The following is a 16,961-nucleotide window of genomic DNA, read 5'->3' as shown; positions in this document are numbered from 1 at the left end:
TGTAGCGATGCGTTCGCACGCTTGTGACCACGCGAGATGGCGCCCTCCTCATTACCGGAGGTAGCCGTGGCCTGGCATTTCTCTCTCAAGCGGGTATGTCTGAAAAGTATGAGAGAAGGGTCACTGCGGGCCGGGGCGGGACACCTGGGGCCAGCGCTCGTACCACCGCTGGTCGGCCTCCAACTGGGCCGCCAGCGAGATCAGCACGGGCTCGCTGTTGGCCGGGCCGAGGAACTGGGCGCCCAGCGGCAGCGTGCGCTCGGGGTCGGCGAACCCGGCGGGGACGTTCATCGCGGGCCACCCCAGCACATTCCACGGCCAGGCGTACGGACATGCCGCGATCATGGCCCGATCGGTCTGCCAGCCCGACAGCGCGGCCATCGCGCCGATCCGCAGCGGGGGCGTGGCCGTCGTCGGGGAGAGGACGACGTCGAAGCGCTGGAAGATCGCCCCGACCTGGCGCCGCAGCGGCTCCTCGTACGACCGCGCCCACCGCAGCGCGGCGCCGCCCAGCAGCCGGCCGTTGCGGGCGGCGTGGCGGGTGCGGATGTCGAGCAGCAGCGGATCGGGGACGCGGCCGGACCATTCGAAGAGCCCGGCCGTGGCGCGCGGCAGAAACGAGAAGCCCACGAGTCCGTAGCGCGGCTCGGCCTCCACGACCTCATGGCCGAGGGCCGCCAGCCGCTCGGCGAGCCGGACGACCGAGGCCCGCACGAGCGGGTCCAGCCTCTTCGGGGTGCCGGTGAAGGCCGTCTTGAACGAGAGGGCGATCCGCAGCCGCCCCGGGTCACGGCCCACCGCGGACAGCACATCCACCGGCTCCGGGCAGTGCAGATCCCCCTCGCGGTTGCCGCTCACGGCGTCCAGCAGCAGCGCCGCGTCGGCGACCGTACGGGCGAGCGGGCCGTTGCAGGTGATGCCGTTGAAGGACTCGGCCTCCGGCCAGGTGGAGATCCGGCCGCGCTGGGGCTTGATGCCGATCAGGTGCGTCCAGGCGGCGGGGATACGGACCGAGCCCGCGCCGTCGGAGCCGAGCGCGGCGGGGACCAGACCGGCGGCGACGGCGGCCGCGGCGCCGCCGGACGAGCCGCCGGGGGTGTACTCCGGGTTCCAGGGGTTGCGGGTGTCGCCGAAGGCCGGGCCCTCGGTGAACGGCCACTGGCCCAGCTCGGGGGTGTTGGTTTTGCCGACGATCACGGCTCCGGCCGCCCTCAGCCGCCGCACCGTCTCGCCGTCCTCGACCTTGGCCGGGAAGTCGCCGCAGCAGCCGAAGGCGGTGGGCTCGCCCGCCACATCCGTATCGTCCTTGACCGCGAGCGGCACGCCGAGCAGCGGCAGCCGCTCTCCCGCCGCCAGCCGCCGGTCGGCCTCGGCGGCCTCGCGCAGGGCGGCCTCGGCGCGGATGCGGCGGAAGGCGTTCAGGGAGGGCTGGGTCTCGGCGATGCGCTCGAGCGCCTGCTCGACCAGCGCATGGGAGGTCACCTCGCCTCCGGCCAGGGCGCGGATCTGCTCGCCCAGACCCTTGGGAATGACGCTGGTCACCGTGGTCCTCCTCGGGTGAGTTCGGCCACTTCCCCTTTACCCCTGGCGGCTGCTCCGCGCACCCTGAGCAACGGTGATGACCCGTTTCATCACTTTCATCACGATCATCGCTGAGCACAGAGGACACCCGCATGACCGACATCGCGGCGCGCCGCACCGGCCTCCACTCCCGCACCGGAGGCCCCTCCGACGGCGAGGATCACCTGTTGGAGCATCTGCTCGGCTGGTCGCTCGTCGTCGTCCTCGCATTGCTCATCACCCAGCTCGGACTGTTCTAGACGTACTCGGCCCGGACCGGGCCCGGACCGGGGGCTCGGGCCCGGACCGGGGGCCTAGCCGACGAATCGCACCTCCGGGTAGCGGGCCGACGGCCCGTCAAGCAGCCCCGCGTCATCGCGGTGGCGCAACTCGCGGTCGAAGAACGCCGGGACATACGCGCGCTGCACGGCCACCGCCCGCTGCGGGGCGACCGTGCCGATCGCGTCGGTCACCACCTTCTCCGGCAGACCGAGCCGCGCGGCGATCCGCGGCAGCATCGACGTGGCGTCGGTGTAGGTCGCATGGTCCGAACCGAGCAGCGTCAGATCGAGGCGCGGGCCCGAGCTGTGCTCCCACAGCGCGGCCCACGACGGCACGGTGTGGTGGTCGTTTCCGTCCTTGCCCATGGCCAGCACGGGACGGTCCACCCCATCCGCGGCGACCGTGGAGAGGGGGCCGGGGTCCTGGTCCCCCTCGACGTACGCCAGCACCCCGTCCAGATTCGCGGCCGCCGCGATCCTCCGGTCGTCGTGCATCGCCTGAAGGGCCGCGAAACCGCCCGCCGACTGCCCGAACGCACCGATGGCGGACCGGTCGAGCGGCATCGGGGCGAGCGTCTCCAGCCGGTCGAGGACAAAGCGAAGATCCGCCACCCGCACCGCACAGGTCTTCCGCAGCAGTGCGACGACCGTGCCCTCGCGCTTGGCGCGTTCGTACTCCTCCGGCAGCCTGCTGGTCTCGACCCGGCCATCCGGGAACTCGACCGCCGACCCGTCGTAGGTGTGGTCGACACAGATCACGACATAGCCGCGCGAGGCCAGCTCATCGGTGAGCGTGGTGCCCAGCGAGCGCGGGTCGCCGACGCCGGGCGAGTAGAGCACCACCGGGCGCGCGGCGCCCCGGCGCGCCCTCGCGGGCGGGGCCTCCTGGTGCGCGAAGGTGCGCGTCGCCGCCCAGTCGACACGGCCCTTCGGCACGCCCCCGAAGTTGTTCAGCCGGTCGAAGCCGGCCGCCTCACCCGGCAGCAACTGCGCGGCGCGCGGATACCGCTCGACGTCCCGAGCCGGATAGCGGACGCTGACCATCAGTTCGCGCGACGGCCGGGAGGCGACCCAGGGATCGGGCCGGTCCTGATCGACGAGGCGGTGGGAGACGGTGCCCACGGGGTACGGCCCGGTGGGCGCGGGCAGCGTCAGCCGCACCCGCCGGGCGGCCGGGGCGGCGACCGCCTTCGGCTGGGCCGAACCCACGCCTACGGTGGCGAGCGCGGTGGCGGCCAGCAGGGCCCGGCGGCGGGGGCCGGAGTCGGAAGTACGTGTGGTCATGCCGAAGAGCGTGCCGCTCCCGGCCGTACGCCACCATCAGGCCGCCCACCGTCTCCGGGGTGGGGGTGGCCCCAGCGCCCGCACGGGGTGACCCCAGCGCCCGTACATCACACTGCACCGCACCGTATGCCATAGTGGACCGCATGACGAACGACGCCGCAGGCTGGCTGGACTCCGCCGCCATCGACCCCGCCGTGCACGCCCTGCGCCCCGACTACCGGGCGCTGCTCATCACCGCCGAGGGGCTGCGTCCCGGGCCGAGCGACGAGCTGAGCGAGCGGCTGCTGGCCGACGCCGAGCAGGCGGCGCGGGAGCGGTTCGGGGACGGGCCGGTGGAGGAGCATCCGCATCTGGCCGCCTGGCGCGAGGCGTTCCGCGCCTTCGGGGCGAAGCCCCAGCGCACCCGGCCCAGCGCGGAGGCACTGCTGCGGCGCGCGCCCGCCGGGCTGCCCCGGGTGGACCGGCTGACCGACATCTACAACGCGATCTCGGTCGGGCATGTGATCCCCCTGGGCGGCGAGGACCTCGACCACTACGTGGGCGCGGCCCGGCTCGTGCGCGCCGAGGGCGACGAGACCTTCGAGACGACGGCCGGGGGCGAGCCCGTGGTGGAGCACCCGGCGCCCGGCGAGGTGGTCTGGCGGGACGAGGCGGGCGTCACCTGCCGCCGCTGGAACTGGCGCCAGTGCACCCGCACCCGGCTCACCCACGCCACCACGCGGGCGATGTTCGTGCTGGACGCGCTGGGGCCGATGGACGACACGGCGCTGAAGGCCGCCGGCGACCAGCTCATGGAGGCCCTGACGGACGCCGGCCCGGGGGTGACGCTCGCCTCCCGGCTGGTGGACGCGCCGTAGCGGGGCGCTGGGGCGCCGGATCCGGCGGGTCTTCCCCACCCCGCCCCTTCCCGCAGCATCGATCTGTGGCTCCGCCGCGTGGCAGGGGCTCCGCCCCTGGACCCCGAGGTCCGGGCCAGATCCCCGGACACCCCCAGCGCACCGGCACGCCAGGACGACGGAGCCTGGGCGCTGGGCCAGCCTGGCCCCGGGGGCTGGGGCGGAGCCCCAGTTTCGGGAGGCGGCGGGGAAGCGGGCACCCTCCCCACCCGTGCCCGCCGCCAGGGGATCCGCCCCGGGCCCCGGGGCGGGGGCGGAGCCCCAGTTTCGGCCCCGCTGCCAAGGGCTCGGCCGCGGGGTCTGGGCGGAGCCCCGCCACGCGGCGGAGCGCGTATCGATACTGCGGGAAGGGACAGACCCGCCGCAGGCTAGAAGAGCGACTGCTGCCCCGGCGTCGGTGGCTCGTCCTCCCCGAAGAGCTTCGGCGGGGTGGTCAGCAGCGGCGCCATCCGCCGCGAACCGGGGCAGGAGATCAGCTCAAGGGCGGAGCGCCGCCCCGGCGGGTCATGGCGGGCGAAGCGCCCACCGACGACCGCGATCTCACGGGTGCAGACCGGGCAGGCGCGGCGGGGTGACGACGACATGGCTCCAGTGTCACCCAACCCCCTGACAACCGCCCCGGACCCGCCCCGGGCCGGCCCCGGCCGCCTCAGAACGCGTCCACCGGCTTGTACGTCCCCCACACCTCCCGCAGCGCGTCGCACACCTCACCAAGCGTGGCCCGCGCCGCGAGCGCGTCCTTCATCGGGTACAGCACATTGGCCGTGCCCGCCTCGCTCTCGGCGGCCTTCCGCAGGGACGACAGCGCCGCGCCCACCGCCGAGCGGTCGCGTTCGGCGCGCAGCCGGGCGAGCCGGTCGCGCTGCCGGGCCTCGATCTCCGGGTCCACCCGCAGCGGCTCGTACGGAGCCTCCTCCTCGAGCTGGAAGCGGTTGACGCCGACCACCACGCGTTCGCCCGCGTCCGTCTGCTGGGCGATCCGGTAGGCGCTGCGCTCGATCTCCTCCTTCTGGAAGTTCCGCTCGATGGCGGCCACCGCACCGCCCAGGTCCTCAACCCGCCGCATCAGATCGACGGCCGCCGCCTCGACGGCGTCGGTCAGCGACTCGACGGCGTAGGAGCCCGCGAAGGGGTCCACGGTCGCCGTCACATCGGTCTCGTACGCCAGCACCTGCTGGGTGCGCAGCGCCAGCCGGGCGGAGGTGCCGGTCGGGAGCGCGATGGCCTCGTCGAAGGCGTTGGTGTGCAGCGACTGGGTGCCGCCGAGCACGGCGGCCAGGCCCTGGACGGCGACGCGTACGAGGTTCACCTCGGGCTGCTGGGCGGTGAGTTGGACGCCCGCGGTCTGGGTGTGGAAGCGCAGCATCTGGGACTTCGGATCGCGGGCGCCGAACTCCTCCCGCATCACCCGCGCCCAGATCCGGCGCGCGGCGCGGAACTTGGCGACCTCCTCCAGCAGCGTGGTGCGGGAGACGAAGAAGAAGGAGAGCCGGGGTGCGAAGTCGTCGATGTCCATCCCCGCCGCGACGGCCGTACGGACGTACTCGATGCCGTCGGCCAGGGTGAAGGCGATCTCCTGCGCGGGCGAGGCCCCGGCCTCCGCCATGTGGTAGCCGGAGATCGAGATGGTGTTCCACTTCGGCAGCTCGGCCTTGCAGTACTTGAAGATGTCCGCGACCAGCCGCAGCGAGGGGCCGGGCGGAAAGATGTAGGTGCCGCGGGCGATGTACTCCTTGAGGATGTCGTTCTGGATGGTGCCGGTCAGCCGGCTCCCGGCCACGCCCTGCTCCTCGGCCACGAGTTGGTAGAGGAGCAGCAGCAGGGCCGCGGGCGCGTTGATGGTCATGGAGGTGGAGACCCGGTCCAGCGGAATGGCTCCCAGCAGCACCCGCATGTCCTCGATCGAGTCGATGGCCACGCCCACCTTGCCGACCTCGCCGTGCGCGAGCGGTGCGTCGGAGTCGTAGCCCATCTGGGTCGGCAGATCGAAGGCCACCGACAGTCCGGTGGTGCCGTGCTCGATCAATTGCCGGTAGCGGGCGTTGGACTCGGTGGCGGTGCCGAACCCCGCGTACTGCCGCATCGTCCAGGGGCGGCCGGTGTACATCGTCGGATAGACCCCGCGGGTGAAGGGGTACTCCCCCGGCTCGCCCAGCCGCCCGGCCGGATCCCAGCCGCTCAGCGCGCCGGGCCCGTACACCGGCTCGACGGGGAATCCCGACTCCGACTCGCGCGCCATGGGTCCACGCCTCCTGGTGGCTGATACCGGGCGTTCTCCCGGTACGGGGCCTTGTTCACAGCATGCGTCGATGTTCGCCTCCTGGCAGCTTCGGGAAGCATTCAGAGCAAAAAGATCAGCGAGTGGGGGGTTCAGATGCACCGGACAGCGGTGGTCGGCACGGCGCTGGCCACGGCCACGGCGGCGGCACTGGTCGCGGGGTGCCGGGCGGGGGAAGCGACCGTGGACGGCCGGGGGCAGGAAAGACCGCAGGCCCGGGCCAGTACGAGCACACCCGCGCGGGAGACGCCCCGGCCGCATCGCACGTTCACGCACACGGCCAAGCCCAAGCGGGTCCTGGCGCCCCCGACGCGCACCACGACGCCCGTCACACCGCGGCGCACCGCGCCGAGGGTGGCCCCGCCCGTGATCGCCGTCGGCACCAGCGGGGACCGGGTGCGCGAACTCCAGGCGCGGCTGCGCGCGCTCGGCCTCTTCAACCGGAACCCGACGGGCTACTACGGCACGATCACGCAGGCGTCGGTCAGCGCGTACCAGCGGGGCCACGGCCTCTCGGTCACCGGCTCGGTGAGCCGGCGCACCTGGACCTCACTGCGCTCGGCGACCAAGGCGCCCACGCGCGACCAGCTGTATCCGCCGACCACTCTTCCGCTGGCCAAGCCGGATCCGCGGTGCCTGACCGGCCGGGTGCTGTGCATCAGCAAGACCAGCCGCACCCTGGCCTGGATGGTCAGCGGGCGGGTGGTGTCGGCGATGGATGTGCGCTTCGGCTCGGAGTACACCCCGACCCGGGAGGGGCTGTTCCAGGTCAACTTCAAGAGCCGGGACCATGTGTCGACGATCTATCACACCCCGATGCCGTACGCGATGTTCTTCAGCGGCGGTCAGGCGGTGCACTACTCGTCGGACTTCGCCGCCCGCGGCTACAGCGGCGCCTCGCACGGCTGTGTGAACGTTCGCGACAAGAAGAAGATCGCTGCGCTCTTCGGGAAGGTCAGGGCGGGCGACAAGGTCGTGGTCTACAAGTAGGCCCTATCGGTCTGCGGTGCGCACGTCCCAGCGGCAGGGGGCAAGCCGACGGGCGCCGTAGTGCTTCCGGGGCTGGGGTCTTCCGGCGAGTGAACCGAGCCCCAAAAAAGAGGGGCGGCGCGGGCAGAGCCGGGGGAACGTGCTCTGCCCGCGCCGAATGCGCGGAGCCGTCGGTACGGGGGGAACCTCGGCTCCCGCGCGGCCGATGACCAGTCGGCCCATTTCTTTCAGCGTCACCGCTGAAAAAAACGTCACACCTGGGTGCCGGAGTCTCAGTCGGCACCCGTTTCCGTGGCCGTCACCGGGTCCGTTGACGCCGTGGAGTCATCTGCGGGCGTCGGTGTCGTGGTGGCGCTCGGCGTGCCTGTGGTGCCGGTGGTGTCGCCCGGCGGAGGCGGGGGCTGGGGGACTGTGGTGTCGTCCCCGCCACCTTTTCCCGAATCGCCACCGGAGTCGCCGCCGCTGTCCGAACCGCCGCCGTCACCGGAGCCGGAGCCGTCGGAGCCACCGATGCCGCCGCCGTTGTCCGAACCGCTGTCGGTGCTGTTGTCGCCGCCACCATTGTCCGTGCTCTCGCCGCTGTCGTCGCTGCGCGGGGTGTCCGTGCTGTCGTCGGCGAGGATCTGGGTGCAGTAGCCGTGGATGGCGGACGCGCTGCCGGCCGCCTTCGTCAGCTTCTTCAGCGACTTCTTGTCGAGGTCCACGCCCGCCAGCTCCGCGGCCAGGTACCGGGGGCAGACGCGGAGGGCCCATCTCGGGGTGCTGTGCTTCCCCTTGGAGGAGGCGTCCCCCTCCTTGCCCTTGTCGCCGCCCCCCGGATCGGAGGTGACGGTTCCGCCCTGGGCACCGTTCGAACCCACATCGCTGGCATCGTTGTCGCCTGAACCACTGGGACCGGGCGCCGTCGTACCGCCGTCCTCGGAGATGTCCGGATGGGCGGATTCCCCGCCGGGTCCGGCGTCCGACATGCTCACCGAGGGGCCCGGAGTGTGGTGGCTCGGCCCGAACGGGGTGGGCAGCACGCCCGCCGCGGCCGCGACCGCGAAACCGCCCAGCGCACAGCCGGCCACCATCGCGATCATGCCCGCCCGCAGCGGGCGGCGCAGCCGCGGCTGTCTCTCTCTGAACTGCCGGATCCGCTGCGGCCGCCGGGTCACCCCCGGCTCGGCGACGGCATCCGCTTCGGCCTCGACCCGGGCCGCCCGGAAGGCGGCCATGGCCGCTTCCTCGCCCGGAAGCGCGGACGCGTCGGAGGGGGCCGCCGGGCGGCCCGCTCCGGCGACGGCGCTGAGTACTGCCGCCAACCGCTCCGCTTCGGCATATGACTCGTCGCCCCGGCCGTCGGGAGCCCCGGGCTGCCCCTCGACCGGTTCGCCGCGAAGCAACCGCTCCGCGGCACTGTCATCCAGCCAGCTGTAGCGGTGGTCTTCGGCCATCACATGTCCTTCTGCGTTGGCGCGCGTGAATCCGTCACACCAGCAGACTTCGCCACACCCGGCTTGGTTGCGCCGCCGCCGTGTGACTCACGTTGCCCCGGGATCCCCTCGAGCACCGCCGGATCGTCCCCCGCCGCCGGGCCGATCAAGTCCGCGAGCCGCCGCAGACCCCGGTGGGCGGCCGTGCGCACCGCCCCCGGCCGCTTGCCGAGCACCGCGGCCGCGCTCTTGGCGTCGAGGCCGAGGACCACCCGGAGCACCACCGCCTCGGCCTGGTCCTGTGGCAGCTGGGCGATCAGCCCGAGCGCCCGGCCGGTGCCGAGGGCCTCCATCGCCTCACCGGCCGTGTCCGCGTCGGAGGCGCGGAACTCCAGCTCCGACTCGTCGCCGCCGATGGCCGGGCGGCGGCCGCGCATCCGTATGTGGTCCAGTGCGCGATTGCGGGCTATTCGGGCCGCCCAGCCCCGGAAACGGTCGGCGTCTCCGCTGAAGCGTTGCAGGTCACGGGCGATCTGCAGCCATGCTTCGGAGGTGATGTCCTCCGCGTCTCCGTCACCGACCAGCGTGCGCACATAGCCGAGGAGGCGAGGGTGCACGGACCGGTAGACGGTCCGGAAGGCGGTCTCGTCCCCTTCCTGCGCCGCGAGTACCGCGGCGGTCAGTTCCGCGTCGTCCGCCTGCACGCTCTCTTCCTGCCCCACTCGGAGAATCCGTGGTCCAGTCGATTCCGGTGTAGCCGCGGGCTAGCCCTGCCCGAAGGGCGGGTACTGCTGACCGGGCTGGCCGGGTGGCGGGGTCGGCGGCATCTGGGGGGCGCCGTACGAGCCGGGCCCGGGGGCCGGGGCACCGTACGGGGCCGGTCCGGGCGCCGGGGCGCCGTACGGGTTCGGCGCCGGCATCCCGTACGGCGCCGGGCCGGCCATCTGCGGGGGCAGCGAGGCGCGCTGCTCCTGCATCGCGGTGATCTGCCGGACCAGCAGTAGCGCGAGGACCGCCGCGGCCATGAAGATCACGATCGCGAACATGTCGAAGGCCAGGATGGAGTGCAGGCTCTCGATGTCGCTCTTGGCCTCGGAGGGAGAGGGGGCGTAGCCGTCGCCCTCCACCTTGCCCCGCAGCAGGTTGTAGCGGATACCACCGATGGCGTTGGTGACCAGCGCGACGATCCAGGTGACCCACCAGCCGTTGAGCAGACCGCGGCTGACCGCGTGCGGCCCCTGCGGGGAGCTGGCGCGCCAGATGTCGTTGGCGATCTGCTTGGGGAACCAGAAGTTGACGACGGGGGTGAACCATGAACCGGCCGCCCAGCCGCTGCTGAAGCGGTGCTGGCCGGGCGCGAAGACCTCGGCGTTCAGCCGCAGCCGCCGGAACCAGATCGCCCAGACCACGGCGATCGCGACGGTGAGCAGCGAGTAGATGATCTGCGCGGTGGTGAAGAGGTCGTCGGCGTCGTTGAGATCGTCCTCGGTGATGGAGACGGACTTGCCCTCGACCGCGTCCAGCATGTCCCCGATCACGCTGTACTGGCCGGAGCGCCCCACGAAGAGGAAGATGAGCGCCGGCAGCGCCACGCCGAACAGCGCGACGAGCGTGGTGGAAAGCCCGCGCCGCAGATCGACCCCGCCGGTCGGCATACCCATGGGCGGGGCAGCCGGGTAGCCGCCGGGCGTCGGCGGCACCTGCGGCGGGACGGACGGCTGCTGCGGCGGCGCGGAGAGCTGCTGCAGCTGCTGCTGGTACGTCCCGCATGCGGCACAGCGCCCGTCGGGGCCGACGGCGACAGCGCGGCAGTTCCCACACGGATACATGGTCTTTTGAGTCCCCCTGGGAACGTGGCCCGCTGCGGGCCACGCGAGAAAATAAAGCCTCCGACCGCGCCCAGAGCGCGGACCTGCACGTTACGGGCATCCGACCGGTCAAGTCCAGAGCGGAACGGACCCTGGACGCGGGGTGAGGTCCCCGGTTTCGTGCAAGGGGAGGTGTGACGCAATCGAGGCGTGCGACGCTGTAAGGGGTGCGAGCCTTTCGACGGCTCTCCCTGATCGACGGTCGGGGCCTCTCCTGTGGGGGGTGGCGGCCCCGACCGTCCTTCTTTTCTCCCTCTTCTCTCCCGCCCGGGCCCCGCGCTCAGACCCCGAGCCGCTCGGCGAGCCGGGTGAAGTCGGACCAGTTCAGCGGCGGCTTCCCGGGATCCCACACCCGCTGGGCCAGCGCCGCGAGCGGCAGCCGGATGCCCTGGGCCACCTGTGCGGGCGTCTGGGCCTCGGGCCGGTCACCCCAGATGGCGAAACGGGCACCGAGGATCCGGTTCGGTCCGGTCAGGGACTTGTCGGCGACGGGCGTGGAGCTGCGGAGTACCGCGGGGGACCAGCTCTCGTAAATGCGTTCGCCCGTCGGGTAGGTGAAGCCGCCGGGCTCGCCGAGGACGTAGTAGAGGTACGAGTCGTTGAGGTTGACCACCTTGCGGCCCTCCTTCAGATACTCCAGCGGCTGCCGGGCCGTCTCCTTCAGCCGTCCCGTCCAGTACTCGACCTCGATGTTCTTGTCGGGCTTGACGACGCCGCCGGCGAAGAAGCCGTCGTTCCACGCCTTGGGCTGCTTGCCCAGCTGCCGCGCGAGCCGGGCCCGGTCGTTCAGCCAGCCGGTGACCAGGTCCTGCACCCGGGCGTTGGGGCCGTACTTCGCCTTCGCGGCGGCCACCAGCTTCGGGAACGACGCCTGGGGGTCCTTGACGGTCAGCGCGAGGTACTCATCGGCGCCCAGATGCCACCAGCGGCCGGGGAAGAGCGGGGCGTACTCGCGCATCAGCTGATCGACGATGCGGGCCGCGGCCGGACTGGAGATGTCCACGGACCCCTGGAACGTGGTGCCGCCCGCGTTGCGCAGCTGGAGCTGCGGATGGGCCCTGATGACGGCGCCGAGGTGGCCCGGCGAGTCGATCTCGGGGATGACGGTGATGTGCAGCCGCCGTCCGAGCGCGACGATCTCCCGGACCTGGGCCTTGGTGAGGTGCTGGGCCGAGACGATCTCGGGGTGGCTGGTGCTCTGTATGCGGAAGCCCTGGTCGTCCGAGAAGTGCAGGGCCAGCTGGTTGAGCTTGAGGTCGGCCATCTCGCGCATCCGGGCCTCGATCCACCCGGCCGAGAAGAACTTGCGCGCGATGTCCAGGTTGAGGCCGCGCTGGGCTCGGGCGGGCCGGTCGTGGATCACGCCTTCGGGGAGGCGGCCGCCGGAGCGCAGGGCCTGTTTCACGGTGCGGGTGCCGTAGAAGACGCCCGCGTCGGCCGGGCCGGTGATCCGGGCGCGGCCGCCGCCTACCGTCAGCGTGTACGCCTCGCCGCCGCCGCTCTGCCCCGGCTCGAGGGCGAGGGAGAGATCACCGCGGCGGGCGGTGCCGGAGGCGGTGCGCAGCCCCAGCTCCGCGGCGATGGTGCGGGCCTCGTCGGCGAGCGGGCCATCGGGGTCGGCCACCACCCGGCTGCCGCTGCCGGGCCGCCAGCCCGGGCCCGTGGCCGGGGTGAAGTCGCGGACGGAGGGGATGGTGCGCGGCGGGGCGGAGGCCGCCGTTCCGTGGGGCGAGGCGGAGGGAGACCGCGCCGAGGTGGCGGTCGTGGCGTGCGCGGAGTGCGCCGGCGAGGAGCGGGTGCCGGCCTGGCCCTGGCCGCCGTCCGTCTGCTGGCAGCCGAGGGCCGCCAGGACGAGGGTGGCGACGGCACCCGCGACGAGACCGCGGACGCAGGACGCCTTGGTGGCTCTGAGCGGCAATCCCATGGCGGTGTACCTCCTTAAGGCCCTCCCCGCTTCGGGCATTCGGCCGCCTTGGGGCCGAAAAACACCCTGCGCCCCGAATGCCGTCCACCGCATGCAGTAAAACCTCCCCGTTCGGGTGATATCGCGTTCCCCCCGGACCCCCCGTCCCCGCCCCTCGTTAACGTGTACTGCTCACGCGCCCAGCCCATGTCTCCCACGCCTGCCCCGGGTGTCCGCTTCTCCCGGGCGCGGCGCCCGTTCCCCGCGTCTCTCATGCGTGTCCGAGGAGTCCACGCTGTCCAGGTCCAGGTCCCGCGCCGCCGCCTCCCGCCTCGACCGGCTCAACACCGCCACCGCCGACGCGGCCGAGGCCGCGCTGCTCGCCTGTTGCGGCAGCCGTCGCTGGGCCCGGCTGATCGTGGCCCACCGCCCGTACCCCGATCTGGAGGCGCTGCTGGCCGCCGGGGACGAGGCCAGCTATGACCTCACCCCGGCCGATCTGGACGAGGCGCTCGCGGACGAGTCGGTCGTCGGCCATGAGCTGCCGCCCGCGGAGAGCCTGGGGTCGCTGGCCGCGCACACCGCGCTCCAGGCCGCCCACGATGCGTACGAGAGTCGATTCGGTCACGTTTTCGTCATCTGTCTGGATGGTCTGCGGCCCGAGGAGCGGCTCGACCGGCTGCTGACCGGGATCCGGAACCGGCTGGGCAACGAGCGGGAGCGGGAGCGCGACAACACCGCCGAGGAGCTGCGGCGCATCGCCCGCGGCAGGCTCGTCCGGCTGGCCGCGAACACCTCCCGTCTGCCGGACGCATCCGGGTTCCGTATCGCATGATCGCCCGTTCGTGCTTGTTAGATCACACCTGAGCCCCCCGGACGAACCTGCCGACAGCACGTCGGTACGATGTCCAGGGCCGGTGGACCGTACCCGGCCGGGCCCGACCGACCGTGAAGCCGGCAGGCCCCAAATCCGCTTCCGGAGGGTTTTTCCGTGCCGGCTGGAACGCTGTATCGCGGCCGGGAAGGCATGTGGTCCTGGGTGGCTCATCGAGTCACCGGCGTCCTCATCTTCTTCTTCCTGTTCGTACATGTGCTGGACACCTCGCTGGTCCGCGTCTCGCCCGAGGCGTACGACAACGTGGTTGCCACCTACAAGAATCCCGTCGTGAACCTGATGGAGTACGGCCTCGTGGCCGCCATCCTGTTTCACGCCCTCAACGGCCTTCGCGTCATCGCCGTCGACTTCTGGTCCAAGGGAGCGAGGTACCAGCGCCAGATGCTCTGGGGCGTCGTCGGTATCTGGGTCGTGCTGATGGCCGGTGCCTTCTACCCGATCCTCCAGCACACGCTGCGCGAACTGTTCGGGAGCTGACGCACATGTCCGCCGAGACCACCACCCCCGCGAGCGACGCGGTCAGCGCGTACGACGTGGATCATCCGGCCCCGGTCATCGAGCCGCCGCGGGCCCGTACCCGCAAGACGCCCAGGGCGACCCGTACGAACTTCGAGATGTACGGCTGGCTCTTCATGCGCCTGTCCGGCGTCCTGCTGGTCGTCCTGGTCCTGGGCCATCTGCTGATCCAGCTGGTGCTGGACGGCGGTGTCACCAAGATTGGCTTCGCCTTCGTGGCCGGCCGCTGGGCCTCGCCGTTCTGGCAGGCATGGGATCTGATCATGCTCTGGCTCGCCACGCTGCACGGCGCGAACGGCCTGCGCACGATCATCAACGACTACGCGGAGCGGGACAACACCCGCCTGTGGCTGAAGGCGCTGCTCTACACGGCGGCAGGATTCACCATCGTGCTCGGCACTCTGGTGATCTTCACCTTCGACCCGAACATCCGCTAGGCCCCGGGGCTGAGGTATCCACTCATGAAGATCCATAAGTACGACACCGTCATCGTCGGCGCCGGCGGGGCCGGAATGCGCGCGGCCATCGAGTCGACCAAGCGCAGCCGCACCGCGGTGCTCACCAAGCTCTACCCGACCCGCTCCCACACCGGCGCGGCACAGGGCGGCATGGCCGCCGCCCTCGCCAATGTCGAGGAGGACAACTGGGAGTGGCACACCTTCGACACGATCAAGGGCGGCGACTACCTGGTCGACCAGGACGCCGCCGAGATCCTGGCGAAGGAGGCCATCGACTCCGTCCTCGACCTGGAGAAGATGGGCCTGCCGTTCAACCGCACCCCGAACGGCACCATCGACCAGCGCCGCTTCGGCGGCCACAGCCGTAACCACGGCGAGGCCCCGGTCCGCCGGTCCTGCTACGCCTCGGACCGCACCGGCCACATGATCCTCCAGACGCTGTACCAGAACTGCGTCAAGGAGGGCGTGGAGTTCTTCAACGAGTTCTACGTCCTGGACCTCCTGATGACCGAGGTCGACGGGGTCAAGCGCACCGCCGGTGTGGTGGCGTACGAGCTGGCCACCGGTGAGCTGCACGTCTTCCAGGCGAAGGCCGTCGTCTTCGCCTCCGGCGGCTGCGGCAAGTTCTTCAAGGTGACCTCCAACGCGCACACCCTCACCGGTGACGGCCAGGCGGTCGCCTACCGGCGCGGGCTGCCGCTGGAGGACATGGAGTTCTTCCAGTTCCACCCGACCGGCATCTGGCGCATGGGCATCCTGCTGACGGAGGGCGCCCGCGGTGAGGGCGGCATCCTCCGCAACAAGGACGGCGAGCGCTTCATGGAGAAGTACGCGCCGGTCATGAAGGACCTGGCATCCCGGGACGTGGTGTCGAGGTCGATCTACACGGAGATCCGTGAGGGCCGCGGCTGCGGTCCGGAGGGCGACCACGTCTATCTGGACCTGACCCACCTGCCGCCGGAGCAGCTGGACGCCAAGCTGCCCGACATCACCGAGTTCGCGCGGACGTACCTGGGCATCGAGCCGTACACGGACCCGATCCCGATCCAGCCGACCGCGCACTACACGATGGGCGGCATCCCGACCAACGTCCAGGGCGAGGTGCTGGCGGACAACGACACCGTCGTCCCGGGCCTGTACGCGGCCGGCGAGGTCGCCTGCGTCTCGGTGCACGGCGCCAACCGCCTGGGCACCAACTCGCTGCTCGACATCAACGTCTTCGGCCGCCGGGCGGGCATCGCCGCCGCGGAGTACTCCGCCAGGGCCGACTTCGTCGAGCTTCCGGAGGACCCGGCCGGGTTCGTCCAGAGCCAGGTGGAGAACCTGCGGGACGCGACCGGCACCGAGCGGGTCGCCGAGGTCCGCAAGGCGCTGCAGGAGACCATGGACAAGAACGTCATGGTCTTCCGCACCGAGCAGACGCTCAAGGAGGCCGTCGAGGAGATCGGCCACCTGCGGGCGCGGTTCAAGAACGTCAGCGTCCAGGACAAGGGCAAGCGGTTCAACACCGATCTGCTGGAGGCCATCGAGCTGGGCAACCTGCTCGACCTGGCCGAGGTCATGGCGATCTCGGCGCTGGCCCGCAAGGAGTCGCGCGGCGGCCACTACCGCGAGGACTACCCGAACCGCGACGACGTCAACTTCATGCGGCACACCATGGCGTACCGAGAGGTGGGCGCGGACGGCTCCGAGTCCATCCGCCTCGACTACAAGCCGGTCGTGCAGACCCGCTACCAGCCGATGGAGCGTAAGTACTGATGAGCACCCCCACCCTCGAGAAGTCCGACCAGGCCCCCGAGGCGGCCGACGCCACCGCCTCCCACCTGATCACCGTCACCTTCCGGATCCGGCGCTTCAACCCGGAGGTCTCGGACCAGGCGGTCTGGGAGGACTTCCAGATCGACATGGATCCGAAGGAGCGCGTCCTCGACGGTCTCCACAAGGTCAAGTGGGAGCTGGACGGCACCCTGACCTTCCGCCGCTCCTGCGCCCACGGCATCTGCGGATCCGACGCGATGCGGATCAACGGCCGCAACCGGCTGGCCTGCAAGACGCTGATCAAGGACATCAACCCGGAGAAGCCCATCACGGTCGAGCCGATCAAGGGGCTCGCGGTCCTCAAGGACCTGATCGTGGACATGGAGCCGTTCTTCCAGGCGTACCGCGATGTGATGCCCTTCCTGATCACGACGGGCAATGAGCCGACGCGTGAGCGGCTGCAGTCCGCCGAGGACCGCGAGCGGTTCGACGACACCACCAAGTGCATCCTGTGCGCCGCGTGCACCTCCTCGTGCCCGGTGTTCTGGAACGACGGCCAGTACTTCGGCCCGGCGGCGATCGTCAACGCGCACCGCTTCATCTTCGACTCCCGTGACGAGGGCGGTGAGCAGCGGCTGGAGATCCTGAACGACAAGGACGGCGTCTGGCGCTGCCGCACCACCTTCAACTGCACCGAGGCGTGCCCGCGGGGCATCGAGGTCACCAAGGCCATTCAGGAGGTCAAGCGCGCTCTGATCACGCGCCGCTTCTGAGGCACGGAGCCTTTGGCTCGGAGCTTGCCTGTGGCTCTGAGCTTGTGGCTCTGAGCTTGTGGGCGAGGGCCCCGCTTCCCGGATTC

General features: G+C 71.4%; 16 protein-coding genes. 8 read left to right on the top strand and 8 right to left on the bottom strand.

Features of this window, described 5'->3' with window-relative positions; genetic code table 11:
• Positions 1-120 precede the first annotated feature (120 nt).
• Positions 121-1,542: an amidase gene (locus ACFYOY_RS17645; RefSeq protein WP_388587899.1), complete on the bottom strand. Its 1,422-nt coding sequence runs from the start codon at positions 1,540-1,542 to the stop codon at positions 121-123.
• A gap of 131 nt (positions 1,543-1,673) precedes the next feature.
• On the opposite strand from ACFYOY_RS17645, the gene ACFYOY_RS17640 reads away from it, so the two are divergent.
• Positions 1,674-1,820, top strand: coding sequence for an SCO1431 family membrane protein (locus tag ACFYOY_RS17640; RefSeq protein WP_388587896.1), 147 nt, complete (start codon positions 1,674-1,676; stop codon positions 1,818-1,820).
• Between the two features lie 54 nt (positions 1,821-1,874).
• Here ACFYOY_RS17640 and ACFYOY_RS17635 read toward each other — a convergent pair whose 3' ends face one another.
• Entirely contained in the window at positions 1,875-3,125 is a 1,251-nt protein-coding gene (locus ACFYOY_RS17635; protein ID WP_388587893.1) for an alpha/beta hydrolase family protein, read from the bottom strand.
• Between the two features lie 143 nt (positions 3,126-3,268).
• Here ACFYOY_RS17635 and ACFYOY_RS17630 point away from each other — a divergent pair, with 143 nt between their 5' ends.
• Positions 3,269-3,982, top strand: coding sequence for a phenylalanine--tRNA ligase beta subunit-related protein (locus ACFYOY_RS17630; protein ID WP_351881217.1), 714 nt, complete (start codon positions 3,269-3,271; stop codon positions 3,980-3,982).
• Between the two features lie 407 nt (positions 3,983-4,389).
• On the opposite strand, the gene ACFYOY_RS17625 is transcribed toward ACFYOY_RS17630, so the two are convergent.
• Together ACFYOY_RS17625 and ACFYOY_RS17620 are read right to left on the bottom strand one after the other, a co-directional pair.
• On the bottom strand, positions 4,390-4,605 hold the full coding sequence (locus ACFYOY_RS17625; RefSeq protein WP_351881220.1) for a hypothetical protein: 216 nt from the start codon (positions 4,603-4,605) through the stop codon (positions 4,390-4,392).
• 65 nt (positions 4,606-4,670) lie between these two features.
• Positions 4,671-6,260: a methylmalonyl-CoA mutase family protein gene (locus tag ACFYOY_RS17620; RefSeq protein ID WP_351881223.1), complete on the bottom strand. Its 1,590-nt coding sequence runs from the start codon at positions 6,258-6,260 to the stop codon at positions 4,671-4,673.
• Between the two features lie 135 nt (positions 6,261-6,395).
• Here ACFYOY_RS17620 and ACFYOY_RS17615 point away from each other — a divergent pair, with 135 nt between their 5' ends.
• Complete coding sequence (locus tag ACFYOY_RS17615) at positions 6,396-7,289, top strand: L,D-transpeptidase family protein (RefSeq protein WP_351881226.1); 894 nt, start codon at positions 6,396-6,398, stop codon at positions 7,287-7,289.
• Between the two features lie 272 nt (positions 7,290-7,561).
• On the opposite strand, the gene ACFYOY_RS17610 is transcribed toward ACFYOY_RS17615, so the two are convergent.
• From ACFYOY_RS17610 to ACFYOY_RS17595, 4 genes are all read right to left on the bottom strand, one after another.
• Entirely contained in the window at positions 7,562-8,725 is a 1,164-nt protein-coding gene (locus tag ACFYOY_RS17610) for a hypothetical protein (RefSeq protein WP_351881229.1), read from the bottom strand.
• Complete coding sequence (locus ACFYOY_RS17605; RefSeq protein ID WP_137970031.1) at positions 8,725-9,408, bottom strand: RNA polymerase sigma factor; 684 nt, start codon at positions 9,406-9,408, stop codon at positions 8,725-8,727. Before ACFYOY_RS17605 ends, ACFYOY_RS17610 begins: the two co-directional genes overlap by 1 nt.
• Before the next feature lie 60 nt (positions 9,409-9,468).
• Positions 9,469-10,533: a DUF4328 domain-containing protein gene (locus ACFYOY_RS17600; protein WP_351881232.1), complete on the bottom strand. Its 1,065-nt coding sequence runs from the start codon at positions 10,531-10,533 to the stop codon at positions 9,469-9,471.
• A 319-nt stretch (positions 10,534-10,852) separates the two neighbouring features.
• Positions 10,853-12,496 carry a glycoside hydrolase family 20 protein gene (locus tag ACFYOY_RS17595; protein WP_351881235.1) on the bottom strand — a complete coding sequence of 548 codons (1,644 nt, stop codon included), beginning with the start codon at positions 12,494-12,496 and terminating at the stop codon, positions 10,853-10,855.
• Positions 12,497-12,752: 256 nt separating this feature from the next.
• On the opposite strand from ACFYOY_RS17595, the gene ACFYOY_RS17590 reads away from it, so the two are divergent.
• From ACFYOY_RS17590 to ACFYOY_RS17570, 5 genes are all read left to right on the top strand, one after another.
• Positions 12,753-13,310, top strand: a complete 558-nt coding sequence (locus ACFYOY_RS17590) for a 2-oxo-4-hydroxy-4-carboxy-5-ureidoimidazoline decarboxylase (RefSeq protein WP_351881238.1) — start codon at positions 12,753-12,755, stop codon at positions 13,308-13,310.
• Between the two features lie 156 nt (positions 13,311-13,466).
• Entirely contained in the window at positions 13,467-13,847 is a 381-nt protein-coding gene (sdhC, locus tag ACFYOY_RS17585) for a succinate dehydrogenase, cytochrome b556 subunit (protein ID WP_014061379.1), read from the top strand.
• A gap of 5 nt (positions 13,848-13,852) precedes the next feature.
• The gene (locus ACFYOY_RS17580) at positions 13,853-14,323 is read left to right on the top strand and encodes a succinate dehydrogenase hydrophobic membrane anchor subunit (RefSeq protein WP_037953443.1); all 471 of its coding nucleotides are present in this window, start codon (positions 13,853-13,855) and stop codon (positions 14,321-14,323) included.
• Positions 14,324-14,347: 24 nt separating this feature from the next.
• A complete protein-coding gene (sdhA, locus tag ACFYOY_RS17575; RefSeq protein WP_388587886.1) occupies positions 14,348-16,102 on the top strand; it encodes a succinate dehydrogenase flavoprotein subunit in 1,755 nt (584 codons plus the stop codon).
• Positions 16,102-16,875: a succinate dehydrogenase iron-sulfur subunit gene (locus ACFYOY_RS17570; RefSeq protein WP_351881243.1), complete on the top strand. Its 774-nt coding sequence runs from the start codon at positions 16,102-16,104 to the stop codon at positions 16,873-16,875. Before sdhA ends, ACFYOY_RS17570 begins: the two co-directional genes overlap by 1 nt.
• Positions 16,876-16,961 lie beyond the last annotated feature (86 nt).

The organism is Streptomyces sp. NPDC007875, from assembly GCF_042868035.1.
In the GTDB taxonomy this organism is placed as follows: Bacteria; Actinomycetota; Actinomycetes; order Streptomycetales; family Streptomycetaceae; genus Streptomyces; species Streptomyces antimycoticus.
Note: the sequence above shows the minus strand (reverse complement) of the source record. Positions and strands in the feature narration are given on the sequence as shown.